At 62.5% G+C, this 21437-nt stretch carries 16 protein-coding genes and 2 pseudogenes; 10 read left to right on the top strand and 8 right to left on the bottom strand.

Going from position 1 to position 21437, the window contains the following annotated elements; translation table 11 throughout:
- Positions 1–3 precede the first annotated feature (3 nt).
- Positions 4–930 carry a dihydrodipicolinate synthase family protein gene (locus HMPREF1484_RS02205; RefSeq protein WP_016663387.1) on the bottom strand — a complete coding sequence of 309 codons (927 nt, stop codon included), beginning with the start codon at positions 928–930 and terminating at the stop codon, positions 4–6.
- 209 nt (positions 931–1139) lie between these two features.
- Here HMPREF1484_RS02205 and HMPREF1484_RS02200 point away from each other — a divergent pair, with 209 nt between their 5' ends.
- Entirely contained in the window at positions 1140–3377 is a 2238-nt protein-coding gene (locus tag HMPREF1484_RS02200) for a sialidase family protein (protein ID WP_016663386.1), read from the top strand.
- A 55-nt stretch (positions 3378–3432) separates the two neighbouring features.
- Here the strand turns inward: HMPREF1484_RS02200 and HMPREF1484_RS02195 are convergent, their stop codons facing one another.
- The 4 genes from HMPREF1484_RS02195 to HMPREF1484_RS02180 all read right to left on the bottom strand — a co-directional run bounded on the left by HMPREF1484_RS02195 (position 3433) and on the right by HMPREF1484_RS02180 (position 9002).
- The gene (locus HMPREF1484_RS02195; protein ID WP_016663385.1) at positions 3433–4272 is read right to left on the bottom strand and encodes an ABC transporter ATP-binding protein; all 840 of its coding nucleotides are present in this window, start codon (positions 4270–4272) and stop codon (positions 3433–3435) included.
- Positions 4269–6317 carry a dipeptide/oligopeptide/nickel ABC transporter permease/ATP-binding protein gene (locus HMPREF1484_RS02190; protein WP_016663384.1) on the bottom strand — a complete coding sequence of 683 codons (2049 nt, stop codon included), beginning with the start codon at positions 6315–6317 and terminating at the stop codon, positions 4269–4271. The genes HMPREF1484_RS02195 and HMPREF1484_RS02190 overlap by 4 nt, the downstream gene beginning before the upstream one ends.
- Positions 6317–7282, bottom strand: coding sequence for an ABC transporter permease (locus tag HMPREF1484_RS02185; protein WP_016663383.1), 966 nt, complete (start codon positions 7280–7282; stop codon positions 6317–6319). Before HMPREF1484_RS02185 ends, HMPREF1484_RS02190 begins: the two co-directional genes overlap by 1 nt.
- A 100-nt stretch (positions 7283–7382) precedes the next feature.
- Positions 7383–9002 carry an ABC transporter substrate-binding protein gene (locus HMPREF1484_RS02180; protein WP_016663382.1) on the bottom strand — a complete coding sequence of 540 codons (1620 nt, stop codon included), beginning with the start codon at positions 9000–9002 and terminating at the stop codon, positions 7383–7385.
- A gap of 153 nt (positions 9003–9155) precedes the next feature.
- Here HMPREF1484_RS02180 and HMPREF1484_RS02175 point away from each other — a divergent pair, with 153 nt between their 5' ends.
- Positions 9156–9899, top strand: a complete 744-nt coding sequence (locus HMPREF1484_RS02175; protein WP_016663381.1) for a FadR/GntR family transcriptional regulator — start codon at positions 9156–9158, stop codon at positions 9897–9899.
- On the opposite strand, the gene HMPREF1484_RS02170 is transcribed toward HMPREF1484_RS02175, so the two are convergent.
- On the bottom strand, positions 9896–11542 hold the full coding sequence (locus tag HMPREF1484_RS02170) for an ABC transporter substrate-binding protein (RefSeq protein ID WP_016663380.1): 1647 nt from the start codon (positions 11540–11542) through the stop codon (positions 9896–9898). The genes HMPREF1484_RS02175 and HMPREF1484_RS02170 overlap by 4 nt on opposite strands.
- 172 nt (positions 11543–11714) lie before the next feature.
- On the opposite strand from HMPREF1484_RS02170, the gene HMPREF1484_RS02165 reads away from it, so the two are divergent.
- The 6 genes from HMPREF1484_RS02165 (at position 11715) to HMPREF1484_RS02140 (ending at position 17490) form a co-directional block, all read left to right on the top strand.
- Positions 11715–12203 carry a flavin reductase family protein gene (locus HMPREF1484_RS02165; protein WP_016663379.1) on the top strand — a complete coding sequence of 163 codons (489 nt, stop codon included), beginning with the start codon at positions 11715–11717 and terminating at the stop codon, positions 12201–12203.
- 154 nt (positions 12204–12357) lie between these two features.
- On the top strand, positions 12358–14103 hold the full coding sequence (locus tag HMPREF1484_RS02160) for a hypothetical protein (protein ID WP_016663378.1): 1746 nt from the start codon (positions 12358–12360) through the stop codon (positions 14101–14103).
- Between the two features lie 26 nt (positions 14104–14129).
- The gene (locus HMPREF1484_RS02155) at positions 14130–15449 is read left to right on the top strand and encodes a uracil-xanthine permease family protein (RefSeq protein WP_016663377.1); all 1320 of its coding nucleotides are present in this window, start codon (positions 14130–14132) and stop codon (positions 15447–15449) included.
- Positions 15446–15697 carry a hypothetical protein gene (locus HMPREF1484_RS02150; RefSeq protein WP_016663376.1) on the top strand — a complete coding sequence of 84 codons (252 nt, stop codon included), beginning with the start codon at positions 15446–15448 and terminating at the stop codon, positions 15695–15697. The genes HMPREF1484_RS02155 and HMPREF1484_RS02150 overlap by 4 nt, the downstream gene beginning before the upstream one ends.
- Positions 15698–15706: 9 nt before the next feature.
- The gene (locus HMPREF1484_RS02145) at positions 15707–16531 is read left to right on the top strand and encodes a DUF5926 family protein (RefSeq protein ID WP_016663375.1); all 825 of its coding nucleotides are present in this window, start codon (positions 15707–15709) and stop codon (positions 16529–16531) included.
- Entirely contained in the window at positions 16528–17490 is a 963-nt protein-coding gene (locus HMPREF1484_RS02140; RefSeq protein ID WP_016663374.1) for a glycosyltransferase, read from the top strand. Before HMPREF1484_RS02145 ends, HMPREF1484_RS02140 begins: the two co-directional genes overlap by 4 nt.
- Here the strand turns inward: HMPREF1484_RS02140 and HMPREF1484_RS02135 are convergent.
- A complete protein-coding gene (locus HMPREF1484_RS02135) occupies positions 17435–19471 on the bottom strand; it encodes a hypothetical protein (RefSeq protein ID WP_016663373.1) in 2037 nt (678 codons plus the stop codon). The genes HMPREF1484_RS02140 and HMPREF1484_RS02135 overlap by 56 nt on opposite strands.
- On the opposite strand from HMPREF1484_RS02135, the pseudogene pheA reads away from it, so the two are divergent.
- A pseudogene (pheA, locus tag HMPREF1484_RS02130) lies at positions 19427–20341 on the top strand (prephenate dehydratase); the annotation flags it as partial. The gene HMPREF1484_RS02135 and the pseudogene pheA overlap by 45 nt on opposite strands.
- Positions 20315–20452 (top strand): annotated as a pseudogene (locus tag HMPREF1484_RS11945) (prephenate dehydratase); the annotation flags it as partial. The pseudogenes pheA and HMPREF1484_RS11945, both read left to right, overlap by 27 nt.
- 12 nt (positions 20453–20464) lie before the next feature.
- On the opposite strand, the gene HMPREF1484_RS02125 reads toward HMPREF1484_RS11945, so the two are convergent.
- Entirely contained in the window at positions 20465–21406 is a 942-nt protein-coding gene (locus tag HMPREF1484_RS02125) for a diacylglycerol kinase family protein (protein ID WP_016663371.1), read from the bottom strand.
- Positions 21407–21437 lie beyond the last annotated feature (31 nt).

Raw genomic sequence — 21437 nt, 5'->3', positions numbered from 1 at the left:
TGCCTACTTGAGAAGACCGGTTGACTGGAGGATTCCGCGGATCTTTTCAACCGATTCGCCCTCGATTGGGGTCATCGGTTCACTCATCATGTTCGTGGCGAACAGCCCGAGTTCGCGAAGCGCCGTCTTAAATGCGCCGACGCCAGCGGCGGGGCCGGTTTTGCCAACGGGCTGGAACACGATTTCGAACAGCGCGGCAAGGCGATCTTGTTCGGTTCGTACCTTTTGCCAATCCCCTTCCACGAAGGCTTTGTGCATGCGCACGTAGCCCGCCGGATCGACATTGCCGAGGCCCGGCACCGATCCATCAGCGCCGGAGAGGTAAGCGCCGTCTACGACAACTTCGTGTCCCGTGAGCACGCTCAGCGGACTGCCCGCGGCACGATTCATGGCGGTCAGCCGTCGGAATGACACATCATCGCCTGAGGAATCTTTGACGCCCGTGAGTAGTCCTTCGCTGCCAAGCGCCACGAGCATGTGTGGGCTCAGCTTGACGTGCACGCATACCGGCAGGTCATAGGCCCATACGGGAACCTCGGCGTGTTCACCGAGTACTCGGAAGTGACGTTCGATCTCGGCTGGGCCCGTGATGGCATAGAAGGGCGCGGTCGCGACGACGCCTGCTACGCCGTACTTCTGAGCAGTTTTGACATGCTCAAGAACGCGGTTCGTTTCTGTGTCGATCACGCCGGCGAGAACGGGGACGCGGCCGGCGACCACACCGGTAACGGTTTCAAGGATTTGCTCGCGCATGCGATCTGTATGGAATACGACTTCACTCGAAGATCCGAGAGCGAAAATCCCGTCGACGCCGCCCTCGATCAGGTGGTTGACGAGGCGCTCGAGAGATTCGACATCGAGTTCGCGGGAATTTGTGAGTGGAATGACAAGGGGCGGGATAACGCCCGCGAGGCGTCCCTGGGGGGCCATAGCAAAAAATCCTTCTGTTCGAGGTTCCGCCGCTTCGTTGCCGACGGTCCAGCTCATGTAACCAGACGTCAGATGTCTGATGTCTGACAACAGACTAGAGTGAGTGGGGAGTTACGTCAAGGCGTTCAGTGTTCGGGAGCTGTGCGCGACGTCACTCCGATGAGTTTCGTGATGATTAGCGGGCGACTAGTGAAAAATGGAGAAAAGACATGGAAACGGTGCCTCGTTCGCACGTGAAAGAGGTAATGCTCCAGGATGCATCAAGCCTCCACTTCGCATTTGTTTCACACGGAAGTGGGACGCTTCTAGTGCGCGAATCGAAAAATTCTCGACTGGAAATATCAATCCGCAACTCTCGCCTCGTGGTAGACATTTCCCGCGACGGTGCAAGACGAACCCTCGATGCCGAGGACGCCGACCACGTTGACGACGGCGAGATGCATACCTTGTCGCTCACTCGAAGCGCGAATGGAACGAATCTCTACCTCGACGGATACCAAGTCTTTTGCTCCACCTCGACGCTTGCGTGGCCCGAGTCTAGCGAGGGCGAAACTCTGATCAATCAGCTCGGTGATCCACGTATAGAAGGTATGCTCGACCTCCCTCGAGAACTTGAAGCCCGCGAAATTCTCGCGAAAGCGATAGCTGTTCAACCATTCGTGGAGTTCGCTGCCTCTCGCCTTTCTAACCGGGATGCTAAACGGGTAGGAAAACTTTCTAAAGGCTCAATTCGCGTACGATTTCGTGTTCGTGGTAGGCATCAAGCTGGAACTATTCTTGAAGCCAGAGGAAGTAATGGAAAACTCGCCCTTTCGATCGAACGCGGAAACATTGTGTACCGCGTGATCGAGGCGGAAGAGACTCTGTGCGAACTCGAGGCGTACGGTCAATGGGACGACGGCAACTGGCACGAACTCGTCGTCACAACCGGCTACGGTGCAAGCACCCTCTACGTCGATGGCTACGAGGTCGCGAGAAGCGCGGGCGTGTGCTTCTTCAGTGACGTCGATGGAGTCGATCGCATCTCCGTGGGACAGGACCTCGACGGTGCGCGGCTCTTCGGTGAGGCGCAAACCGCGATGATCTACGCACGCATACTTTCCGATAATCACATCAAGCATCTTTGCGGTATTGAGCCGCTGCACACGAAAGCGCTTTTCGATCTCGGATATGAGGATGCTCAAAGTTACCGAATCCCCGCCCTGCTCACTACGCATCGAGGGACTCTTATCGCGGGAGCCGACCAGCGCATCAGCATCCCGAACGACAGCCCGAATCACATAAACTTCGTCATTCGGCGCAGCACCGATGGTGGCCGCACCTGGGGACCGCTGCGCACGATCGTGCGCTCCATTGGAGCGGGTTTAAAGGGAGCCTCTGCAACCGACCCCGTCCTCGTCCAACACCGCGAGAGTGGGCGCATCATCGCGCTCTTTGATCATTTCCCGGGGGCGATTGGTCAGCTGAATGCGATTGCTGGTACCGGCTACACCCCCGAGGGAAAGCGGATTTTGCTCGACTCTGAGGGGGAGCAGTACGTCGCTGGCAGCGATGGCACGGTTCGTTCGGCTTCGGGATCTCCCACGGATTTCATGCTCGATTCTGATGGTTGCCTGCGTGATGGCGCGGCCCAGCTCGGGCACGTCGAAACCGCTCGAGATGAACTCACCGCTCCGCCCCTCACAGTCATGCCCACGAGTTACCTGTGGATGGTGGTAAGCGACGACGACGGAGAGACGTGGAGTGAACCCATCGATCTGAATCCTCAGGTCAAGGAGCCGTGGATGCCGTTCCTTGGGGCTTCACCCGGGACCGGTGTATGCGTGGAAAACGGGCCTTATTCCGGGCGGCTCGTGATGCCCGTGTACTACAGCGATACATCCGGGTCCTCCTTTGCGTGTGCGGCCCTTCTGAGTGATGATGCGGGCCACACCTGGCGCCTCGGTGGCTCTCCAAATGACTCTCGCGAGTGGCGTGGGTGTGACGAGGCATCGCTCTATGAGTCGAGCATCGTGGAAGTGGAAGGAGGCGAGCTTGTCGTGTTTGCACGCAATCAACACCCCTCCGGGAACGTTGCGGTGTCACGTAGCACTGACGGTGGCGAGACCTGGTCGAGTGTCTCGTATGATCCGCAGCTTACGGAGATCTTTAGCCAACCGAACGCTGTGCGAATCGACATGGACGGTCGAGAGGCAGTGGTGTTCGCCAATGCCAGTGCTCTTTTGCCCTTTCGCGGCTGCGGCACTCTCAGGCTTAGCATGGACGGCGCGCGCACATGGCCCCACAATCGCGTCTTCAATCCCCGCCACTACGTCTATCAATCGATGACTCAGCTGCCGAACGGCAACATTGGGCTGCTGTGGGAGCGCGAGTGGCACGGTCTCTTCTTCACGGAGATTCCGCTGACGTGGCTTACCGGCTCGCAAAGCACCCGCGTAGAGGCGTAGGACACACGTGGAGGCGGGAGCGATGGGCTCCCGCCTCCACGTGTGGTGTCGAGCGTTATAAGAGTGCGGGCGCCGCTGCGAGAAGGGTCTGAGTGTATGGATCCGTGGCATTGCGGAACACTTCTTCGCTCGGACCCGACTCAACGATCTTGCCGCGATTCATTACGATGAGCGTGTCGGAAACGAACCGCACCGTATTGATGTCGTGGGAAATGAACACGAGTCCAAGCCCGAGTTCCTTTTTAAGGTCGGTCAGGAGGTTGAGCACCTGCGCGCGTACCGACACGTCGAGGGCCGAAGTCGGCTCATCCGCGATGACGATGTCTGGCTCGAGCGCGAGAGCGCGCGCGATAGCGACGCGCTGTCGCTGACCACCCGAGATTTGCCGCGGCAAAACCGACAGTGCAGATTGCGGAAGGCCCACGAGGCGCACGAGCTCCTTGACCATCGCCAGGCGCTGCCGTTCCGTGCCGATACCATGCACGCGAAGTGGATCCATCAGGGTGTCCTGAACGATCATGCGTGGGTTGAGCGCTGTAGACGGATCCTGGAACACGACCGAGATTGCTCGACCACGTTCACGCCGCGCCGAGCGACTGCGCCGCAGATCGTTCCCCTTGAAGAACACTTTTCCACTCGTAGGCTGCTGGAGCCCCAACATCACGTTCGCAAGAGTCGATTTGCCAGAGCCGGATTCACCGACAATGCCGATGACTTCGCCGCGGCGCACCTGGACGCTGATTCCGTCGACCGCGCGAATTGTGTCGGGTTTGAGGATTGATCCCGTGCGCAGCGTGTGCACGACGTGGATGTCCTGGAGGTCGAGGACGGGCGGGTCGTTTGGGTCGTGTATGGAACTTTCGCGACCCGTGTGTGATGTGATGCTGTGACTCATTCCTGATCACCCCTGTGTGCGCTCGTTGCCGCATCCCGCGCAGGGCGGGCGGCGACGATAGATTCGGGAAGCCCCACGGTGGAAGCGACGCGATGTGTGGTACCGGGAACGTCCCACAGTCGTGGTTTCTCCGCGAGACCAATTTCCGGGGTCGAGGACCGCGGCGCGAAGCGGTCACCCGCGACGAACTCGCGCGGGGAGGGAACAGTGCCCTGGACCTGGTGGAGCCGTTCGGCCCCAGCTTCGATCGAGAGTACTGAACCGAGGAGGCCCTGCGTGTACTCATGTCGAGGATCTGTCAGCACCTCGGTCGTGGTGCCTTGCTCGACAACCTGACCTGCGTACATCACCGTGATCTTGTGCGCGAGCTGGGCGACGAGCGCGAGATCGTGGCTCACGAATAGCATGGCGAAACCGAGTTCCTCGCGCAGATGATTGAGGAGCTCAACGACCTGCTTTTGGACGGTCACGTCGAGCGCCGTCGTGGGCTCGTCGGCGATCACGAGTTTGGGGTCGCGCGTAAGGGCCATCGCGATGAGCACGCGCTGGCGTTGGCCGCCCGAAAGCTCGTGTGGGTAGCTCTTGAGTATGCGCTTTGGGTCGAGCCCGACGAGCTCAAGGAGCTCCTCGGCACTGCGTGTCCCGCCACGCTTGGTGAGCTGCGCCATCTGGCTCTTGATGAGCATAGACGGATTGAGCGAGCTGAGTGCGTCTTGATAGATCATCGCCATCTCACGTCCACGCATCTCGTTGAGTTGGCGCGTATTCATGTCGAGTAGGTTCTTCCCCTCGAGCGTCGCGGTGCCTCGAACATTGGCAGTCTTGGGCAGAAGGCCCATGATCGCCATCGACGTGACGGACTTGCCGGAGCCCGATTCGCCGACGAGCCCCATGGTTTCACCGGGACGGATGGTGAAATTCACTCCGTCAACGATGTCGACGTCGCCGTGAGCGTTCGGGAATGAGACGCGAAGATTGCGGACATCGAGGAGTGGTGCCGCTTCTGGGTCACCCTCGTAAATGAGACGATCATTGCGCTCGCGCTCTTTGATATGGAGCTTGTTAAGCGACTCCAGGAGCCTCGCGCGCGCCTTCGCAGGATCGATGAGGCCGAGCGTGTTGAGGCTTGCCTCGGGTGCTTCCTGTGCCTTCTTTTCGTCGGCCGCGACGTCGACGATCGTCTTTACGCGCGGTGAGGCGAAGGCGTCGGTCATCCCTTCCGAAAGAATGTTGAGGCTCAGGACTGTAATAAGGATCATGAGGCCTGGGAAGAAGGTGGGCCACCAGTACCCCGACAACAGGAGCTGCTTTCCTTGCGCAAGGATATTGCCCCACGACGGGTTCGGCGGTTGCACGCCCGCGTTGATGAAGCTCAGCGAAGCCTCGAGCACAATCGCATCGGCGACCAGGACTGTCGCGAACACGAGAATCGGGGCGAGGCAGTTGCGGGCGACGTGCTTGACAAGAATCCAGGGGATTCCGGCACCCATAACTTTCGAAGCATTCACGTAGTCTTCGCCAAACTGCGAAAGCACGTTGGCGCGCACGACTCGCGAGAGCTGCGGGACGTAGAGGAAGCCAATCGCCATGATGAGTACTGGCAAGGAGTTGCCAAACGCGGCAACGAAAACTGCGGCAAGCGCGATACCCGGAATGGACATGACGACGTCGAGGCAGCGCATGAGGATTTCGGAGGCCCATTTGTGGGCTGTTGCCGCAAATGACCCGAGTACAGCCGCGATGAGGAGGGCGAGCGCCGTTGCGCTCAAACCGATGATGAGGGAGGAACGAGCGCCATACACGACCCTCGCGAACACGTCTCGCCCGATCTGGTCGGTTCCGAAGAAGTGCTCGCCGCTCGGTGGCTTCACGGGCATGCCAGTCGCGAGTGGGTCGTGCGTTGTGATCACCGGGGCGAGGATCGCCGCGAGGATCAGGATCGCGAGAAAGACCGCCGCGAGGACGTTCATGGGGTTGAGGCCCCTGAGCGCTTTGAGGGTGCCGCCCGAGGAGCGCTGGAGTTTTGCGTCAAGATTTGGTCGCATTAGATGCTCCTAATCCGCGGGTTGATGAGCACGTAAAGGATGTCGACGAGCAAGTTGATGACGATGAATGCGATGGCCACGGTGAGTGTGACGCCCTGCACGAGATACACGTCGTTGCGCTGGATACCGTCGAGAATGAGCTTGCCCATTGCCTGAATGTTGAAGATGATCTCGATGATGACCGCACCACCCATGAGGTAGCCGACGCGAAGACCGAGCACTGTCACGGGTGTGATGAGCGCATTGCGAAGCACGTTTCGAGAGATCACGATCGGGTAGGGGATGCCGGCGCCGATCGCAGTGCGCACGTAGTCGCGGTCGAGTTCTTCCACCATCGAGGTACGAACGACGCGAGTGAGCGATCCTGCAACGGGAATAGCTCCCGCGATCGCGGGGAGCGTCATGTTCAGAAGATATTGCTGCGGGTCGTCAGCGAAGGATGTCCAGCCCGAGACAAGCGCAGGGAAGAAGCCCCAGCCGCCAGGAATGTCGCCGAGCCATTGAATAAGGAGAATCGCCAGCCAGAAACTCGGGGTAGCAAGCGAGGCAATCGAAAGCACGCGGATGATCTGGTCAACGAAGGTGTCGCGATAGAGCGCAGCGAGGACGCCCAGTGTGAACGAAAGGATGACCGCGATGATAAGGCTGAGGAAGGTCAGTTCTAGGGTTCGTGGGAAGGCCTGCGCCACCATTTCGGTCACGGGAACACCGCCCGAAGAGGTGCCGAGATCCCCGGTGAAAAGCCCGCCGAGGAATGAGAAGAACCGCACGAGAAGCGGATCATTGAGGCCGTGTAGCTCGCGGTAGTTGTTGAGGGCTTCGGCCGAGGCGGCTTCGCCGAGTGCGAGCCGTGCCGGGTCTACGTTGGAAAAGCTCATCACGATGAAAACGAGCAGAGCGACCCCAACGACCATGAAGGGCAGGGAGATGAGCCTTCGGCCAATGAGTCTTGCGAATTGAGCCATGCGACTTTGTCCTTAGAAATGAGCGCCATTGCTGGCGCGTGGGCCGGGAGACGAGGTGGAGTGGGAACACCTCGCCTCCCGGCGAGAGTGGGGACCTCGGTTAGAGAGTCGTGCCGACGTTGACGAAGCTCAGGCCCGTGAGTGAAATCGGCTTGAAGTCGATGAGGGTCTCAGCGTTGTACGCGGTCGGGGTCTTGCGGTGGAACAGCGGGTAAAGCGGAACCTCGTTCGAGATGAGATCGAAAGCGGCGTGCCACGCTTCGAGTTGAGCGGCCTCTTCAGTCGCCTGGATGCCTTTATCGAGCAGCTCCTGGAGTTGGTTGTAAGCCTCGCTACCCTTCCAGTGCATGCGAGAATCCGTCCACGTGTCACCCGCGTACCACCAGCGCATGAGCAAGTCAGCATCGGAGCCGAAAACCGACGGGTCGCCGGGGGCGATTACGACGTCGTAGGCTTCCGGTTTACCGTCGATCGTCGTGTATACCTCGGCCGACTGCTTTTGCTCGAAGTGCACGGTGACGCCGGTTGCCTTGAGAGATTCCTGAATGATGGGTGTCACCTGCTGGACCCAGTCGTGGTCGGTGCACAGCATGCGGAACTCTGTGAGACCGGTTTCCCCAAAGAGTTTCTTAGCCATGTCGGCATCGTGCGAGTAGACGGTCGCGGCCTCCTTGTAAGCCGGATTCTCCTTGTCCACGAAGCACGTGGCAGCGGTCGCCTGCCCAGCGAGGGCCGTCTCGATGACCTTGTCCATGTCGATCGCGTAGAGGAACGCCTGGCGGTTCTTGACATTAGCGAAGGGGTTGCCTTCGGTGTTGTTGAACATCGCGAAAAGAAGACCGAAACCCTGTACGGAGTCGACGGTTGCGACGGACTTGAGAGCATCGATCGAGAGGTAGGGAACCGAGTCGATCGCCTGCACATCACCTGACTGGAGCGAGTTAGTACGAGTCGCAGCGTCGGGGATGACCTGCCATTCCATCGTCTTCGCGCGCGCCGGCTTCTGCCCGGTGTAGTCATCGTTACGCTCGAACTTCACGATCTTTGAAGCAGCACCGTTATCGATCATCTTCCACGCACCCGTGCCAATGGGGTTTGCGTCAAATGCGGCGGCGTCCTTTTCGACGGCGGCCTTCGGGACGATCTTGACGACAGCAAGGCGCTCGGCAAGTGGGCCAACGGGATGCTTGAGTGCGATGCTTACCCCGTTGTCACCATTCTCCTTGACCGAGTCAATGAAGGAAATGAACTGCGAGTAGAGCGAGTTATTGGCAGGGTCGAGGACGCGTTCAAAGGAGAATACGACGTCCGCGGGGGTTACGGGGGAGCCGTCATGGAACTTAGCGTCCTTGCGGAGCTCAATATCAACGGTCGTATTGTCGCCCTTCGGGAGCTCAGACGCGAGTGCTGGATAAACCTCGCCTGTTGCAGGGTCGAGTTCCGTGAGGCCTTCGAGGGTGTGCCAATTGACCGCGATTGTGAGTGCTGAGGTCGTGGTCATGGGGTCATAGCCGTTGGTTCCGAGCTCGTAGGAGATCGAGGCCTTGATCGTGCCGTCCGCGTTAGCCTTGCCGGCACTGGCGCCTGACCCTCCGGAGCCGCCGGACTTTTTGTCCGAGGGGGCGCACGCAGTGATGGCGGCGACCAGACCCGCGGCGCTTGCCGTGAGGGCGCCGGTCTTAAGAACTGAGCGGCGAGAGACAGTGCGTGAGTTGCTCACTTTTGCTCCTTTGCAAAGGGGGTGAGGGGATACTTCCCCGTACGGAGACATCAGACGTCTGATGACTGCTGTTAGCATATGGGGAGTCCCGAGACTTTGTCAACGTCGCTGAGATAGCGATACTGGAGGCTCGGAGCACGAGAAAGGTAGATCGTGGTCGAAGTACCCAAGGCACGCGAACTCGATGGTGGCGCACAGCCAAGCAAGCGCCGCACCGCAGGTAATGCAACGGTGGATGCGATCAAGGATTACATTCTTGAACACCGCTTGCATCCGGGAGATCCGCTCCCCACGGAAGCGGTGCTACAAGAGATTCTCGGCGTCTCCCGTTCGAGCGTGCGCGAGGCTCTCCGCACTCTCCAATCTCTCGATATCGTCTCGATTCAGCACGGACGCGGCATGAGCGTGGGAGGTCTGTCTTTCTCCCCCATGATCGAGGCTGTACTTTTTCGCGCGCGTCTCAATGCCAAAGATGATCTGAGCACGCTGCGTGAAGTGGTCGAGGTGCGCATGGCACTCGACCTCTCACTCACAGATGAGCTGATCTCGGCCTACCGCGGTTCTTCGCAGCCGAAGCTCCGTCAACACGTCGAGAACATGCGTGAATGCGTCGCGGCGGGGGAGGGCTTCGCCCCATGCGACGAAGCGTTCCACTCCGACCTGCTTGCGGTGACAAGCAACCACATGATGCAACAGCTCGGTATGGCATTTTGGCGGATCCACACCGCCGCCGTCCCCGCGGCGGGCCTCCCGCAAGCGCGAGACATTAGCGACACCGTGAATGCCCACGACGCCATCATTGACGCGCTTGTCGCGGGTGATCCCGCGGCTTATCGTGAGGCTGTCGTCGAACACTATCGCCCGCTTAGGCGCCTCCTCGAAGTCGCCGCCGACTAGCGCTTCTTCTCCATCTGCGACGGCGGGGTCGCCGTCGCAGCGATGAAGCCCAGGGCGTTTGTGTCGGGAAGGTCGGCAACCTTGGAGGTGTCGATTGCGCTTAGCGCGCGCAGCCACATGAGTGGGTACAGGGGAAGTTCTGTGGCAATCCGATCCATCAGTTTTTGCCATGCGCGCTGGAGGTCCTCACCCATGAGGTCGAGGCGCGCGCTGCGGTCGAGCACGTCGCGGATCTCGGCGAGAAGTTCGCTTTCGCCGAGGTGCAATCGAGAATCAGCCCAGAAAGGTGAAGCGTAGAGGGAGCGAAGAAGCGTGTCGGGATGAAAGCCCGTGAATGCTGGATCCAGGCACACGAGGGCGGCGTCCCAGCCGTCGGAATCTTCCTCCATGCGCTTCACGGCATCCCACCAGGGAAGTATCTCGAGCTCGGCCTCGAGCCCGACCTCCTTGAGATTGCCCTTGAGGAACTCGGCGACGGCGCGGGTCCAGGGCTCGTTGCTCGCGAGCAAGCGAATCGTGCTGATCTCCGCGCGCGCAAAGAGGTCGCGCGCTTCCTCCGGGGCATAGGTGTAGACGCTCCTGGAGGCGTTGAAGCCGGGGGTTCCGGGGTACATGGGGCTCTTGACCGGATCGACGTATGTGGCGAAGACCTGCTTTGCGCATCCTTGATAGTCGAAGGCCTTCATAAAGCCGCGTCGAGCTTCGAGTGTGGAAAACGCCCGGCCCTCATCATGATTGAACATCGCGTACACCGCGGCTTTGCTCTTCTGGGAGCCGAGGTGGAGCGTGCTGTTCTTGGCCCGGGAGCTTTTCGCTAGTTCGCGGTATTTCGCTGGGGGCACGGGAAGTGCCACCTGCATGCTGCCGTCCATGACCGCGTCAGCGATCGCGGATTCGCTGTGCTCGACGTGCCAGGTCATGGTTTCGTAGAGCGCCGGGAACACTCCCGAGTACTGGTCGAATGCTTCAAAAGCTAGTGTTTGGCTCGCGGCGTCGCGCTCCTTGATGCGCCATGGCCCGGTGCCATTGGGATGGTCGAGGAGCGAGGCGGGGTCGGTGCCCTCGGGGATAATTTTGACGAGGGAGAGGCGCTCGTTGATCTCGGGCGTGGAGTACTTGAGGCGGAGCTGGACGATATTGTCGGCCACCTGGACGGCGTGGTCGAAGAAGTCGAGAAGCTCGCGGTTGGGGAATTTGTTTTTTTCGTCGAGTGCGGCCTCGAAAGAGTAGATGACGTCGGCGGGGGTTACGGGCATGCCGTCGTGAAAGATCGCGCCGTCGCGAAGGGACACATCGATGACGGCGTCGGCGGGATTGAAGAGCTTTTGCGAGAGGCCCGGCTGCGTTGTGCCGGTCGTCGGATCCATGATGGACAAGCCCTCGTACACGTGCCACAGCGCAGCGGTGTTCTGAAGGGAGCGCGTCGTGAACGGGCTGAGGCCGTCACTTCCGAGCGGCGCGCTGAGAATAACGTCGAGGTGCCCTGTGGGGACGGGGAGGTTGAACTGCTCCGCGACCGAGAGGTGGTCCGCGTCCGGTGAGCTTTGGCAGCCCGCGGCGGTAGTTGCGAGGGCAAGAGCGCTGAGAGAGGCGCCTGCCGTAAGAAAGGCGCGCCGGCTGGTGGTGCGTGCGGGTCCGGTCATGGTCTCCAGAGTAATAGGTGTGCAGAGTCGGTTGTGGAGGTGCGGGTGTGGTGTGTGACGTGGCGAGAGGAGTCACGGGTGTTTGGGGAGCGCGGGCGATACGCTCACACGTAGATGCGGGGTCCGACGCTGCCCGCACACCATCGCGACCGAGGGATCTGAGGAGGCGGCCATGAGCGCAGGCGAAGTGGATGTCGAGAGCTATCGGCGACTGAGCGAGGACATCGCCTCGGCGATCGCGCTCCTGAGCGCGCGCGTGGGGCGCTGGGATCTCGTCACCCCGATCGACTCGTTCCTTGATGTGTCGTATGACCCTCCCACGATGGTGGTGAGTCTCTATTCCCTCTCGCGGGCGGCGGAGGCTCTTGAACAGACGGGTACGTGTGCGCTGAGCGTCCTTGGCGATCAACAGCAGGGTCTCGCCGAGCGGTTTAGCGAGCCCGGCCTTCCGCTGCAGGGGATGCTCGAGTCGGTTGCGCACACGCGTGACGGGGTGGGCAACGCCCTCATCGAGGGATCGCTCGCGACCTTTAGTCTCGAGGTCGAGTCGTCGCACGAAGCTGCGACCCACACGCTCTTTGTGTGCCGCGTGCGTGAGGTGCACCAGGGGCCTGCGCGTTCGCCGCTTGTGAGATTTTCGAAGCGATATGCGAGTCTGTAGGGCGTCAAAGAGATTCGCGACACGCTCGGCGTAGGCGGCGCGCAGATCCACCCCTTCACCTCTACAATGTTCGCGATACGCGCGCGTTTGTGCCGTGCCGCCTTCTCGGCGCTTCCCTGCACCGGCGTGCCGCGCGACACTAATGAGGGAGCCCATGGCGAAGGATCAGGTGCCGGAAAACAGCGACGATCGAGTCCAGGCGGGAACCGACCCCGCTGAGGGCTGGATTTTTGTTCCCGAACCGGGCACGCTCCCCACCGAAAAGCTCCCCGATAGCGAGGATTTCGAGCGCTTCAGGATGCAGCGCGCGAACCTCGAGGGGGAGGCCGAGCACTATTTCGCGCCAGGCCTCGCGCCGCACGAGCCCGCGACCGAGACCGCGGAGATCGCGCTTCCACCCGCGCCGGCCCCTCACGCGTACGCGCGCTCGGGCGCAACCCCCTCGGCCGCGCCGAAACCCCGCTCCATGCAGCTTCCGCCGCAATTCAGCGACTTGAGCGGTTGGGATGCACTGCGCGACATCATCGCAGTTCTCGCATTCGGCTCGAGCTTCACGACGACGTATACGCACGCCCCCGATGCGCTGCCCGGGTGGATCCCTGCCCTCGCCGGGGGCATTGGTATTGCGGCAATCCTCGCGGTGTATCTCCTGCGGTGGGTGCCCGCTTACATGAAGGATCCGAAGCCCCGGGGGCCGGAGCACTTTTCCTACCTCGGCGTCGTGCGGAAGGTCGGCATGCTTCCCGCGTTCGCGGCGTCGATTGGGGTGCTCGGCTACGACCTTGTCGCGTCCATCCCCGACCTCCTTACACCGCTTCCCGAAGGGCCGCGCGTGGGCGTCGGCGTCTCCGTTGCGCTGCTTCTCTTTGGAGCAGTGATGGGCTCCGAGCGGCGCGGCTTCGAGGGGTATGTTCCCGGCGCCGCAGCGAAAGCGCGCGCAGGTCGATGGATACTCGTGCTTCGCGTGCTTCTGCTCGTGAGCTTTGCTCTGTCTCTCGTCATGGTTGTCGGTAAAGCCGTCAACGGTGATCCGGCGTTCGCACTCGTGACTCTTTCGAACTCCCTCGGCTCGCTCGCGCTTGGGCTTTTCATCGCTAATCCGAAGCTCAACGAGCAGCCCTCGTGGTACGTGTTCCTCGTGGGGGCTACTGCGGCCATGGTCGTCGGCGCAGCGGCCGACAACTCGCTGCGGCTCGAGTATGCCGCACCGGGAAGCTTCTCGACCTCGTACGTGTGGCTTCCGTTCGCGTTCGCGGCATTCGGCCTGCTTCTCTCGCGCTCCTACGTGCGCTCGAGCACGCACAACTTCAAACGCGTCGATTGGCTCATGTACGCGGCGCGCACTTTCGAGTTTTCGCGCACCATGCACGGTGTGGCTTTCGCGGCAGTGCTCGTCTACTTCGCGGCGATTCTCGTGGGCTACGACGCGCGAGGTGGTTCGGGCCTCGTGATCCTCCAACTTCTCCTCGTGGCTCTTCTCGCGCTCCTGTCTCACTTCGGCCGCAAGGCCCTCGTGCGAAAGAACGCGGTCAAGGCGCGCGGTCACGCCGTATCGATCGGCGCGGCTCTCACGCTGCTCGGCTTCCTCGGTGTCATCGTGTTCTCGGTCGTCACTGGCGCCGCTGCCGGCCTTACGAACGGCGGACTCGGCCTCGTCGCGGGCATCACCGCTGCCTTGATGATCACCGTCCCCGCGCCCGTGCGTGACGAACATGGCGTTCCGGATCTCGAACGCACGTTCGTCGAGTTCCGTGCGCGCATCAACGGCGCAGCTGGCGCGACAGCCTTCCTTCCCGATGTGTCCGAAGCCCGGCGTCGGACACACCGTTTCCCCTCGAGCGTTTCCCCCGAGGCGCTTTCGCCGGCCACCCCTGATCCCGACCCCGCCAAGGAGTCGTAACCCCTATCCCCAAAAGAAAGGCCGCCATGCCACTGTGGAAAATTCATGGAAATGGGCTCACCGTTGAGCCAGGAAAAGTCGTTCTTCCTTCCGAACGGCTCGCATGGCCGGTCACGATTGGGATCGGCGCCCAGCACGTCATTGCGATGTTCGGCGCAACATTTCTCGTCCCGCTCCTGACGAAGTTCCCCCCATCGACGACGCTCCTCTTTTCGGGCCTCGGCACGATCCTGTTCCTCGTCATTACACGTAATCGAGTCCCCAGCTATCTAGGAAGCTCGTTCGCGTTCATCGCCCCGATTGTGGCGGCTACAAAGGCTCACGACATGGGCACTGCGCTCGGCGCCGTGCTTCTCACGGGCCTCGCGCTCGCCCTCGTCGGAGTGATCGTGCAGTTCGTCGGCACACGGTGGATCGCCGTGCTCATGCCGCCCGTCGTCATGGGTGCCATCGTCGCCCTGATCGGTTTCAACCTCGCGCCCACGGCCTACAAAAACTTCCAGCAGTCGGCCCTTACCGCGACGGTGACGCTTTTCGCGGTCGTCCTGTGCACGGCGCTTTTCAAGGGCATCCTCGGGCGCGTCTCCGTTCTCCTCGGCGTTCTCGTGGGCTACCTGTTTGCCCTCGCGCGCGGCGAAGTTGACCTCACTGCCTTCTATAAGGCGCCGTGGATCGGCCTTCCCGAGTTCCACCACCCGCACTTTGATCTCTCGGTTCTTCCGATGTTTCTTCCGGTGGTCCTCGTCCTCATTGCGGAGAACGTGGGGCATGTGACGTCGGTGGGGTCGATGACCGGCGAGGATCTCGACCACATGGTGGGCCGCACACTCTTCTCTGATGGCATCGCGACGGCCCTCTCGGCGACGTTCGGTGGTTCGCCCACAACCACCTACGGCGAGAACATCGGCGTCATGAGCGCAACTCGCGTCTACTCGACTGCTGCCTACTGGGTTGCCGGTATTGCCGCGATCGCCCTGTCGATGTCGCCGAAGATCGGCCAGCTCATCTTCTCGATCCCGGCTGGGGTGCTCGGTGGCGTGACCTTCGTGCTCTACGGCCTCATCGGCATCGTGGGCGTGCGCATGTGGGTCGACGGACGGGTTGATTTCTCTCGGCCTCGCAACCAGATGACGGCGGGCGTCGCCCTCGTCGTGGGCATCGCGAACGTGACGTGGACGTTCGGCCCCAAGGACGCCGGCATCACCTTCAACGGCATTGCGCTCGGCACCCTTGCGGCGCTCGTGATCTACCACCTCATGACGGTAATTGGGAAGGTCACGGGCACCGAGGTTGCGGAGGATTCCGACGCTCGCTCAGCGACAGCGGAAGCCACCTCTACGCGATGACTGCCGAGCAACCGTCCAAGAGAGTGCGTACGGGCTGGGCGCCGATCCTCACCTCGGGGACTCGCGTGACGGCCCGCTACGCGCTTGACCCGCGGACCCATGAGGGGCGCGAGAAGGTCGCAGATGCCCTCGGCTACGTTGTTGAAACAGACGAGGAAACGGTCACTATCCACACGAAACGTGGATACGCGAGGATTCCTCGCGTGTTGATCGTGGCCGTTCGGGAGGTTCCCCCGCCGCCTCGCTAGACTTGGGCCATGACTTCTAGCACTACTCTCGTTCGCCGTCCGTTTGAAGGCCTCATCGCCGAACACGATCTCGTGGCGATGCGCCAACTCATCCCATCGGCGACCCTCGAGGCGAAGATTGCCCCCGAGTTTGGCGGTGGCGATGCCGTGATCGCCACGATCCTCCCCATGAACTGGGCGGCGATCAAGCGCGATAACGGCACCGTCATGCTCGGCATGCAAGCGAGCGTTCCCGGTAATGACACTTCGCGCGGTCTCGGCGCAGCGCTCAAGCAAGCGCTTGATTCGGAGCCCGGAACGTCAGTGACGACCGTGAAGGTTGCGGAGGATTCACCGCGGCTTCAGGACATCCTCGTCATTGAGGAGGGCTACACGGTCGACGTGCACGACTCGTTCGAGTACTGGCTCGGTGCCGGTGCGGAGCGCACCGAGCAGATCGAGCAGGGCCTCGAGCAGGCCAACGAGGCGATCATGCCGACGGCGGCCGTCGGCGGGCTGCCGCACGCGTATTGGGTCGATGCAGGCCCCAAGGAGCATCTGCGCTGGGTTCTCGACGAAAGCGAAGACCGCGTGATCGACGCGGTTGCGCGCCTGCACGCGAAGCGTCAGTCGGGTATCGCCGAGGGCACGCGCTACGTGGGCTCGTTCCGTGCTGATGGCCTCACGATTCCCGTATGGGACCTGCCGAAGGGCTTCGGCGTCGAGGGCGTGGAAAATGAGGTTCCCGAGTTCCTCAAGCGTTTCGAAGCGGCGCTTTCGAGCGAGGAGCCGTTTACGGCTCTCGAGCGTCGCGCGCGCGGCGGAATTGTCGCACGTGAGGTGACCCTGCGATGAGCAGCGTCGACGCCGCGCAGATGGGAGGTGCGCGACCCACGCGGGTCGCGGTTGTCATCCCCGCGAAAGACGAGGCTGAACGCATCGAACGGACCGTTGCCGCCTCGTTCACGATCCGCGGCGTCGACCTCGTTGTCGTTGTCGATGATGGCTCATCCGATGCCACGGCGGCTCTTGCGAAGGGCGCCGGTGCGGTAGTGGTGCGTCACCGCACCAATCGCGGCAAGGCGGCAGCGATGGCGACCGGTGCGCGGGTCGTGCACATGCGCGAGGAGACCGAGCACGCTGAACGGCTCAACGCCGCAGCAATCCCCAGCCAGGCGGTTGAGCCGCCACGCGCGCTTCTCTTTATCGATGCCGACATGCAGGATTCGGCCTCAGGTGCGCAACCTCTCGTCGAGGCGGTCCTTGAGGACGGCGTGGATATGGCGATCGCGACGCTCCCCGCGCAAGAGGGCGCAGCTGGCATGGGCTTCGTGGTGAAAACGGCCCGCAACGGAATCCGCAAGGCCACCGGGTTCGAGACCGTACAGCCTCTCAGCGGAACGCGCTGTATCACGCGCGAAACCTGGGATGCCGTGCAGCCTCTCGCCGCTGGGTGGGGCGTGGAAACCGGCCTGACGATTGACGCGCTTCACCAGGGGTTTTGGGTCAAGGAGATCCCTGCCGACCTCACGCATCGCGCTACCGGCAAGGATCTGCGCTCGCAGCTTCATCGCGCAAACCAGCTGAAGGACGTCATGCGCGCGCTCTCGAAGCGGCGGTCTCTTTCGCCGAATGATCCGCTTGGCGAGGACGGTGAGGTGCGGACGCTCACGGGTGATCGCACCGAGGCGCCTGAGTTCGTGGAGAACCCTCCCGTGAAGCACTTCGCGGTACCGTCCCTCGAGAAGAACGCGCAGGTTAAAGCTCCTTCGGAGGAGCCGGTGGATGAGCCTCGCGAGGAGCCCGAGCAGTAAGTGCCGCGCGAGCCGCAAGGCTGAGTGCGAGGCCCACGACGTAGGCGAGGCCCACGAGAACGAGACCGGTGTCGTTCGTGAACGCCCCGATCCACGCGCCAGCTATGGCTGCGAGGCGTATGGCATAGAGGTGGGGGAGTTCGTGCGCGAGGCGCCCCCGCCGCACCGCGCCGTAGGTGAGCGCGATGGTCACGAGCACCGGCGGGGCCATGAGAAGTGGCGAATAGAGCGTGAGCGGCTCGAGCATGCGCATCGTGCGATCCGAAAACACGGCCCAGAACTGTGAAGCGGCGCCCGCGAGCGATCCTGCGTCCACGAGCGTCGCGACGAACTCGCCGAGATGCGTGCGCGAGGAGGCGGGGCGCATGTAGTCGAGAGCGCCCGCGAGGGCAAACACCCCTGTTCCCGCCGCGAGTGCGGCGAGAATGTGCCACGGTCGCAGCCGGATCCCACTCAGGGCGAGGCAGGCCACGAGGGTCACCGGGGCGTAGATGAGGGCGCTTCCGGCGTCGGCCCCCATGCCCGGCGCGATCGAACAAAGCCCCACGATCAGGCCCGTCGCTGCCACGAGAGTGACGCGTGCCAATCCCGCTCGCCGGCCGGCTGTGAAGGTGGGAAGTGCGTGTATGAGCATGCCCACCCCGAGCGCCCATGCCGCGAGTGTGATTCCCGTGATGTGGTTGCTCAACCCGTAGAACCGTCCGCCGTAAATCGGTTGATTTCCGAGTAGCGAGGTGAAGCTCGCGTGCGAGCCGAGCGCGGCGTCGAGGAGGATCGCGCCGGCCGTCATGAGAGCCGCGAGTGCGGGGGTGAGGAGCCGGCGACTGCGGTCGGGGAGCGCCGAGGCGAGTAGGCGTACGCCGAAAGTGAGGCCTGCGCCGAGCGCAGCTGTGCCGATGATCGTCCACGCCGCGATCGCGAGAAGAGGATGAATGCCGAGGTTAACGAGGGTGCTGAGCGGCAGGATGCTCGAGGTGTAGCCCACGGGGATCGCGAGGATACTGACGTTCGCGACAGTTCGCGCCGCCGGGACATGCCGCGCGAGGGCACCCGCGATCAGCAAGACCGCGACGATCGCGCCGAGCAGAGGGGCGAGGGAATCCTCGGTGGTGCGGGACGCGAACGTGACCTCGCGGGCGTGCGCGAGCTGAGTGCCTTTGGTGGTGGGGGTTCCGACAGCGGCTCGGCCGATACCGAGCTGCTCCGTGCCGGTGAAGCTTGCCGCGAGGTCGAGATTCATGACGACGCCGACCTGGCGCGTCGACGGGCTCGTGAGAAACGCCGGACCCCAGCGCGAATCGATGTACACCTGAAGGTTGAGCGGTGTGGGAAGCGCGTCGTAGCCGCGCGTATGCTCCACCTCGTACGTGTCCGCGGGGGAGGGTTTGAGGGAGCCGACGCTTGCGAGTGCCACTCCGCGCTCGCCACAATCACCCGCGTACTTCGCGAACGCTGCATCGATGTCGCGAACACTTCGTTCGTGCTCGAGCCTACTCACTCCTCGACCGGTTGCGACGTCGCCGAGATCGACGAGAGAGATGCCGACTTCGGCGAGGGCGGAGGTGGCGTCGGACAGCTCGACTTCTCCCGGTGTGCCGCTCGCCCCGTTGGTGCTCGCGTGCGTCAGTGCCGGTGTGCGCGTGCCCGTGGCGAGAGTAGCGAGTCCCTGACGTTTCGTGGGCATGACCGATTCGCTCGAGAGGGCGAGCCCTGCCGTGCCGGAATTCTCGGCAAAACACCACAGGGTCGGGGTGTCCTCTTTCGTGATGTCATTCCACGTGAGGCCGCTTGTCACGAACACCGTGTGGACCGCACCCTCGGGGGGTGCCGCGTCCTTGCGAAGACTTCCCCAGTGGAGGGAAGGGGCAAGGATGAGTGCAGCGAGGAGCGCGAGGCACGCGCCCACAATGGCCGCGCCCGCGAGGCGCTCACGCGTATGAGAGGTGTCGTGCATGGACTCAAGCGTAGCGATCGCGCACATGCCCGTACTCTTAGTGACATGCGATATGGATTCCTCGGCCCCGAGACAACTTTCACCCATCAGGCACTCCTCCAAGCGCTCATGGGTCCGCTGCCGGTGCGACCCGACGATGGGGAGCACACGCTCGTGCCCTACCGAAGCGTCGCCGAAGCGATCGGCGATCTCGTTGCCGGCGACGTCGACGCAATGATGGCCCCGATCGAGAACTCAGTCGAGGGAGGGGTCTCAGGCACTCTCGATGTGCTCGCCGCAACCGGTGGCATCACGATCGTGGCCGAGCAGATAGTTCCCATCACCTTTGTGCTTGCGACGCGCGTGCCGTCGAGCCTCGACGCTCTTGAGGCCGTCTACTCTCACCCGCATGCGCAGGCCCAGTGCCAGGGGTTCGTGCGCGGCAAAATTCCCGGCGCATCGCCGCAGCCCGCGCTTTCGACCGCCGCTGCGGCCCGCGAGATCGCGGAGCTTGACGACGCAGATCCGCGTGCCCGCACCGCCGCGGCGATTTGCTCGCCGCTCGCCGCCGAACATTTTGGGCTGCACGTCGTCTCCGAGGGGATCGAGGATACGAAAGGTGCCGAAACCCGCTTTGTGCTCGTGGAGCGCGACGGTCTCATCCCCGCGCGCACGGGCGCGGACAAAACAACGATCGTCGCCCACCTCGCTCACGACCGCTCCGGCTCCCTCCTCGAGATGCTCGAGGTGCTCAGCTCCAACGGCGTTAACCTCTCCCGCATCGAATCAAGACCCATCGGTGACGCGCTCGGCCGCTACTCCTTCTCCCTCGACCTCGAGGGCCACATCGAGGACCGCCGAGTCGCCTCGGCACTGCGCGGCCTGCACCGCATCTGCTCGCGCATCGTGTTCCTCGGCTCCTACAGCCGGGCCGACGGTTCAGTGCCCTACGTCGTCGACCACAACACCGACACGGCATACGAGGAAGCCCGCAGCTTCGTTGCAGGCCTCGAGGCGCTCATCGCCCGAGACTGACGCCGCCTAGCGGGCACAGCGAATGAGGAGCGCGCCCGCATCGACACGCGTCACGAGGTGCGTGGCGTTGCCGACGTAGTCGCCGTCGACCTGCACTGGGAGAGCTTTCGACGTGCTCACGACAGCCTCACGGGCCTGGAACGTGCGGTGGTTGGAGATTTTCGCGAGAGTTTTGGGTCCTCCCGGAAGCACGAGCTGGCCGAGAATCTGAGAGAAGCCCGCCGCGCCCTTCCAGTCGAGGGCGAGAATCTCGAGGGAGCCGTTTGAGCGATCAGCTCCGGGCATGAGCGTAATACCGCCCGGAAGGCGCCCCACGTTGCCGATCATGACGGTGCGAGCCTTGAGCGACTTCGCGGAGCGCCCATCGAGTTCGAGGTCGACGCTTTGCCCGCGTCCCACGATCTTCTTCGCTCCCGCCACCACGTAGGCGAGCCAGCCCACGGCCTTCTTGAGCTTCGAGTTGGTGTTCTCCATGACGACCGCGTCGAAACCGAAGCCCGCGATCACGAGGAACGGTTCTTCCTTCGCATCACTCGCATCCTCGAGGCTCTCGCCGTGCTGCAGGTAGCCGAGGTCCGCAGTGAGGGCCTCACCCGTGAGGGCGACCTTGATGGCGCCGCGGAGATTATCGATCGGAATGTCGAGGTTGCGCGCAAAAAGGTTACCGGTGCCCATCGGGATAATCCCGAGCGCGACGTCGCTGTGCGCAAGCCCCGCCGCGACGAGGCGCACCGTGCCATCGCCGCCGGCCGCAAGGACCACCGAGCAGCCGTCGGACACCGCCTGTTGAGCCTGACCGAAGCCCGCATCCTCCACGGTCGTTTCGTAGAACGACACCTGAGCATCCGGGTCCACATTGAAGACGTGGCTCACGACCCGGCCGCGAAATTCGGCGACATCCTTGAGTTTTGACGGGTTGACAACGACCCCAACGTGTAGCTTTTCCACCGCTCCAGCATACGTGGACGGCGCGGCACTG

Origin of the sequence: Dermabacter sp. HFH0086, from assembly GCF_000413375.1 — a bacterium.
GTDB lineage: Bacteria > Actinomycetota > Actinomycetes > Actinomycetales > Dermabacteraceae > Dermabacter > Dermabacter hominis.
Note: the sequence above shows the minus strand (reverse complement) of the source record. Positions and strands in the feature narration are given on the sequence as shown.

Excerpts from the sequence above, each read along its gene's own strand:
- HMPREF1484_RS02185 (WP_016663383.1), bottom strand. The coding sequence starts at position 7,282 with ATGGCTCAATTCGCAAGACTCATTGGCCGAAGGCTCATCTCCCTGCCC.
- HMPREF1484_RS02195 (WP_016663385.1), bottom strand. The coding sequence starts at position 4,272 with ATGAGTCACAGCATCACATCACACACGGGTCGCGAAAGTTCCATACAC.
- HMPREF1484_RS02165 (WP_016663379.1), top strand. The coding sequence starts at position 11,715 with ATGAGCGCAGGCGAAGTGGATGTCGAGAGCTATCGGCGACTGAGCGAG.
- HMPREF1484_RS02170 (WP_016663380.1), bottom strand. The coding sequence starts at position 11,542 with ATGACCGGACCCGCACGCACCACCAGCCGGCGCGCCTTTCTTACGGCA.
- HMPREF1484_RS02190 (WP_016663384.1), bottom strand. The coding sequence starts at position 6,317 with ATGCGACCAAATCTTGACGCAAAACTCCAGCGCTCCTCGGGCGGCACC.
- HMPREF1484_RS02155 (WP_016663377.1), top strand. The coding sequence starts at position 14,130 with ATGCCACTGTGGAAAATTCATGGAAATGGGCTCACCGTTGAGCCAGGA.
- HMPREF1484_RS02150 (WP_016663376.1), top strand. The coding sequence starts at position 15,446 with ATGACTGCCGAGCAACCGTCCAAGAGAGTGCGTACGGGCTGGGCGCCG.
- HMPREF1484_RS02140 (WP_016663374.1), top strand. The coding sequence starts at position 16,528 with ATGAGCAGCGTCGACGCCGCGCAGATGGGAGGTGCGCGACCCACGCGG.
- HMPREF1484_RS02160 (WP_016663378.1), top strand. The coding sequence starts at position 12,358 with ATGGCGAAGGATCAGGTGCCGGAAAACAGCGACGATCGAGTCCAGGCG.
- HMPREF1484_RS02205 (WP_016663387.1), bottom strand. The coding sequence starts at position 930 with ATGGCCCCCCAGGGACGCCTCGCGGGCGTTATCCCGCCCCTTGTCATT.
- HMPREF1484_RS02135 (WP_016663373.1), bottom strand. The coding sequence starts at position 19,471 with ATGTGCGCGATCGCTACGCTTGAGTCCATGCACGACACCTCTCATACG.
- HMPREF1484_RS02200 (WP_016663386.1), top strand. The coding sequence starts at position 1,140 with ATGGAAACGGTGCCTCGTTCGCACGTGAAAGAGGTAATGCTCCAGGAT.
- HMPREF1484_RS02145 (WP_016663375.1), top strand. The coding sequence starts at position 15,707 with ATGACTTCTAGCACTACTCTCGTTCGCCGTCCGTTTGAAGGCCTCATC.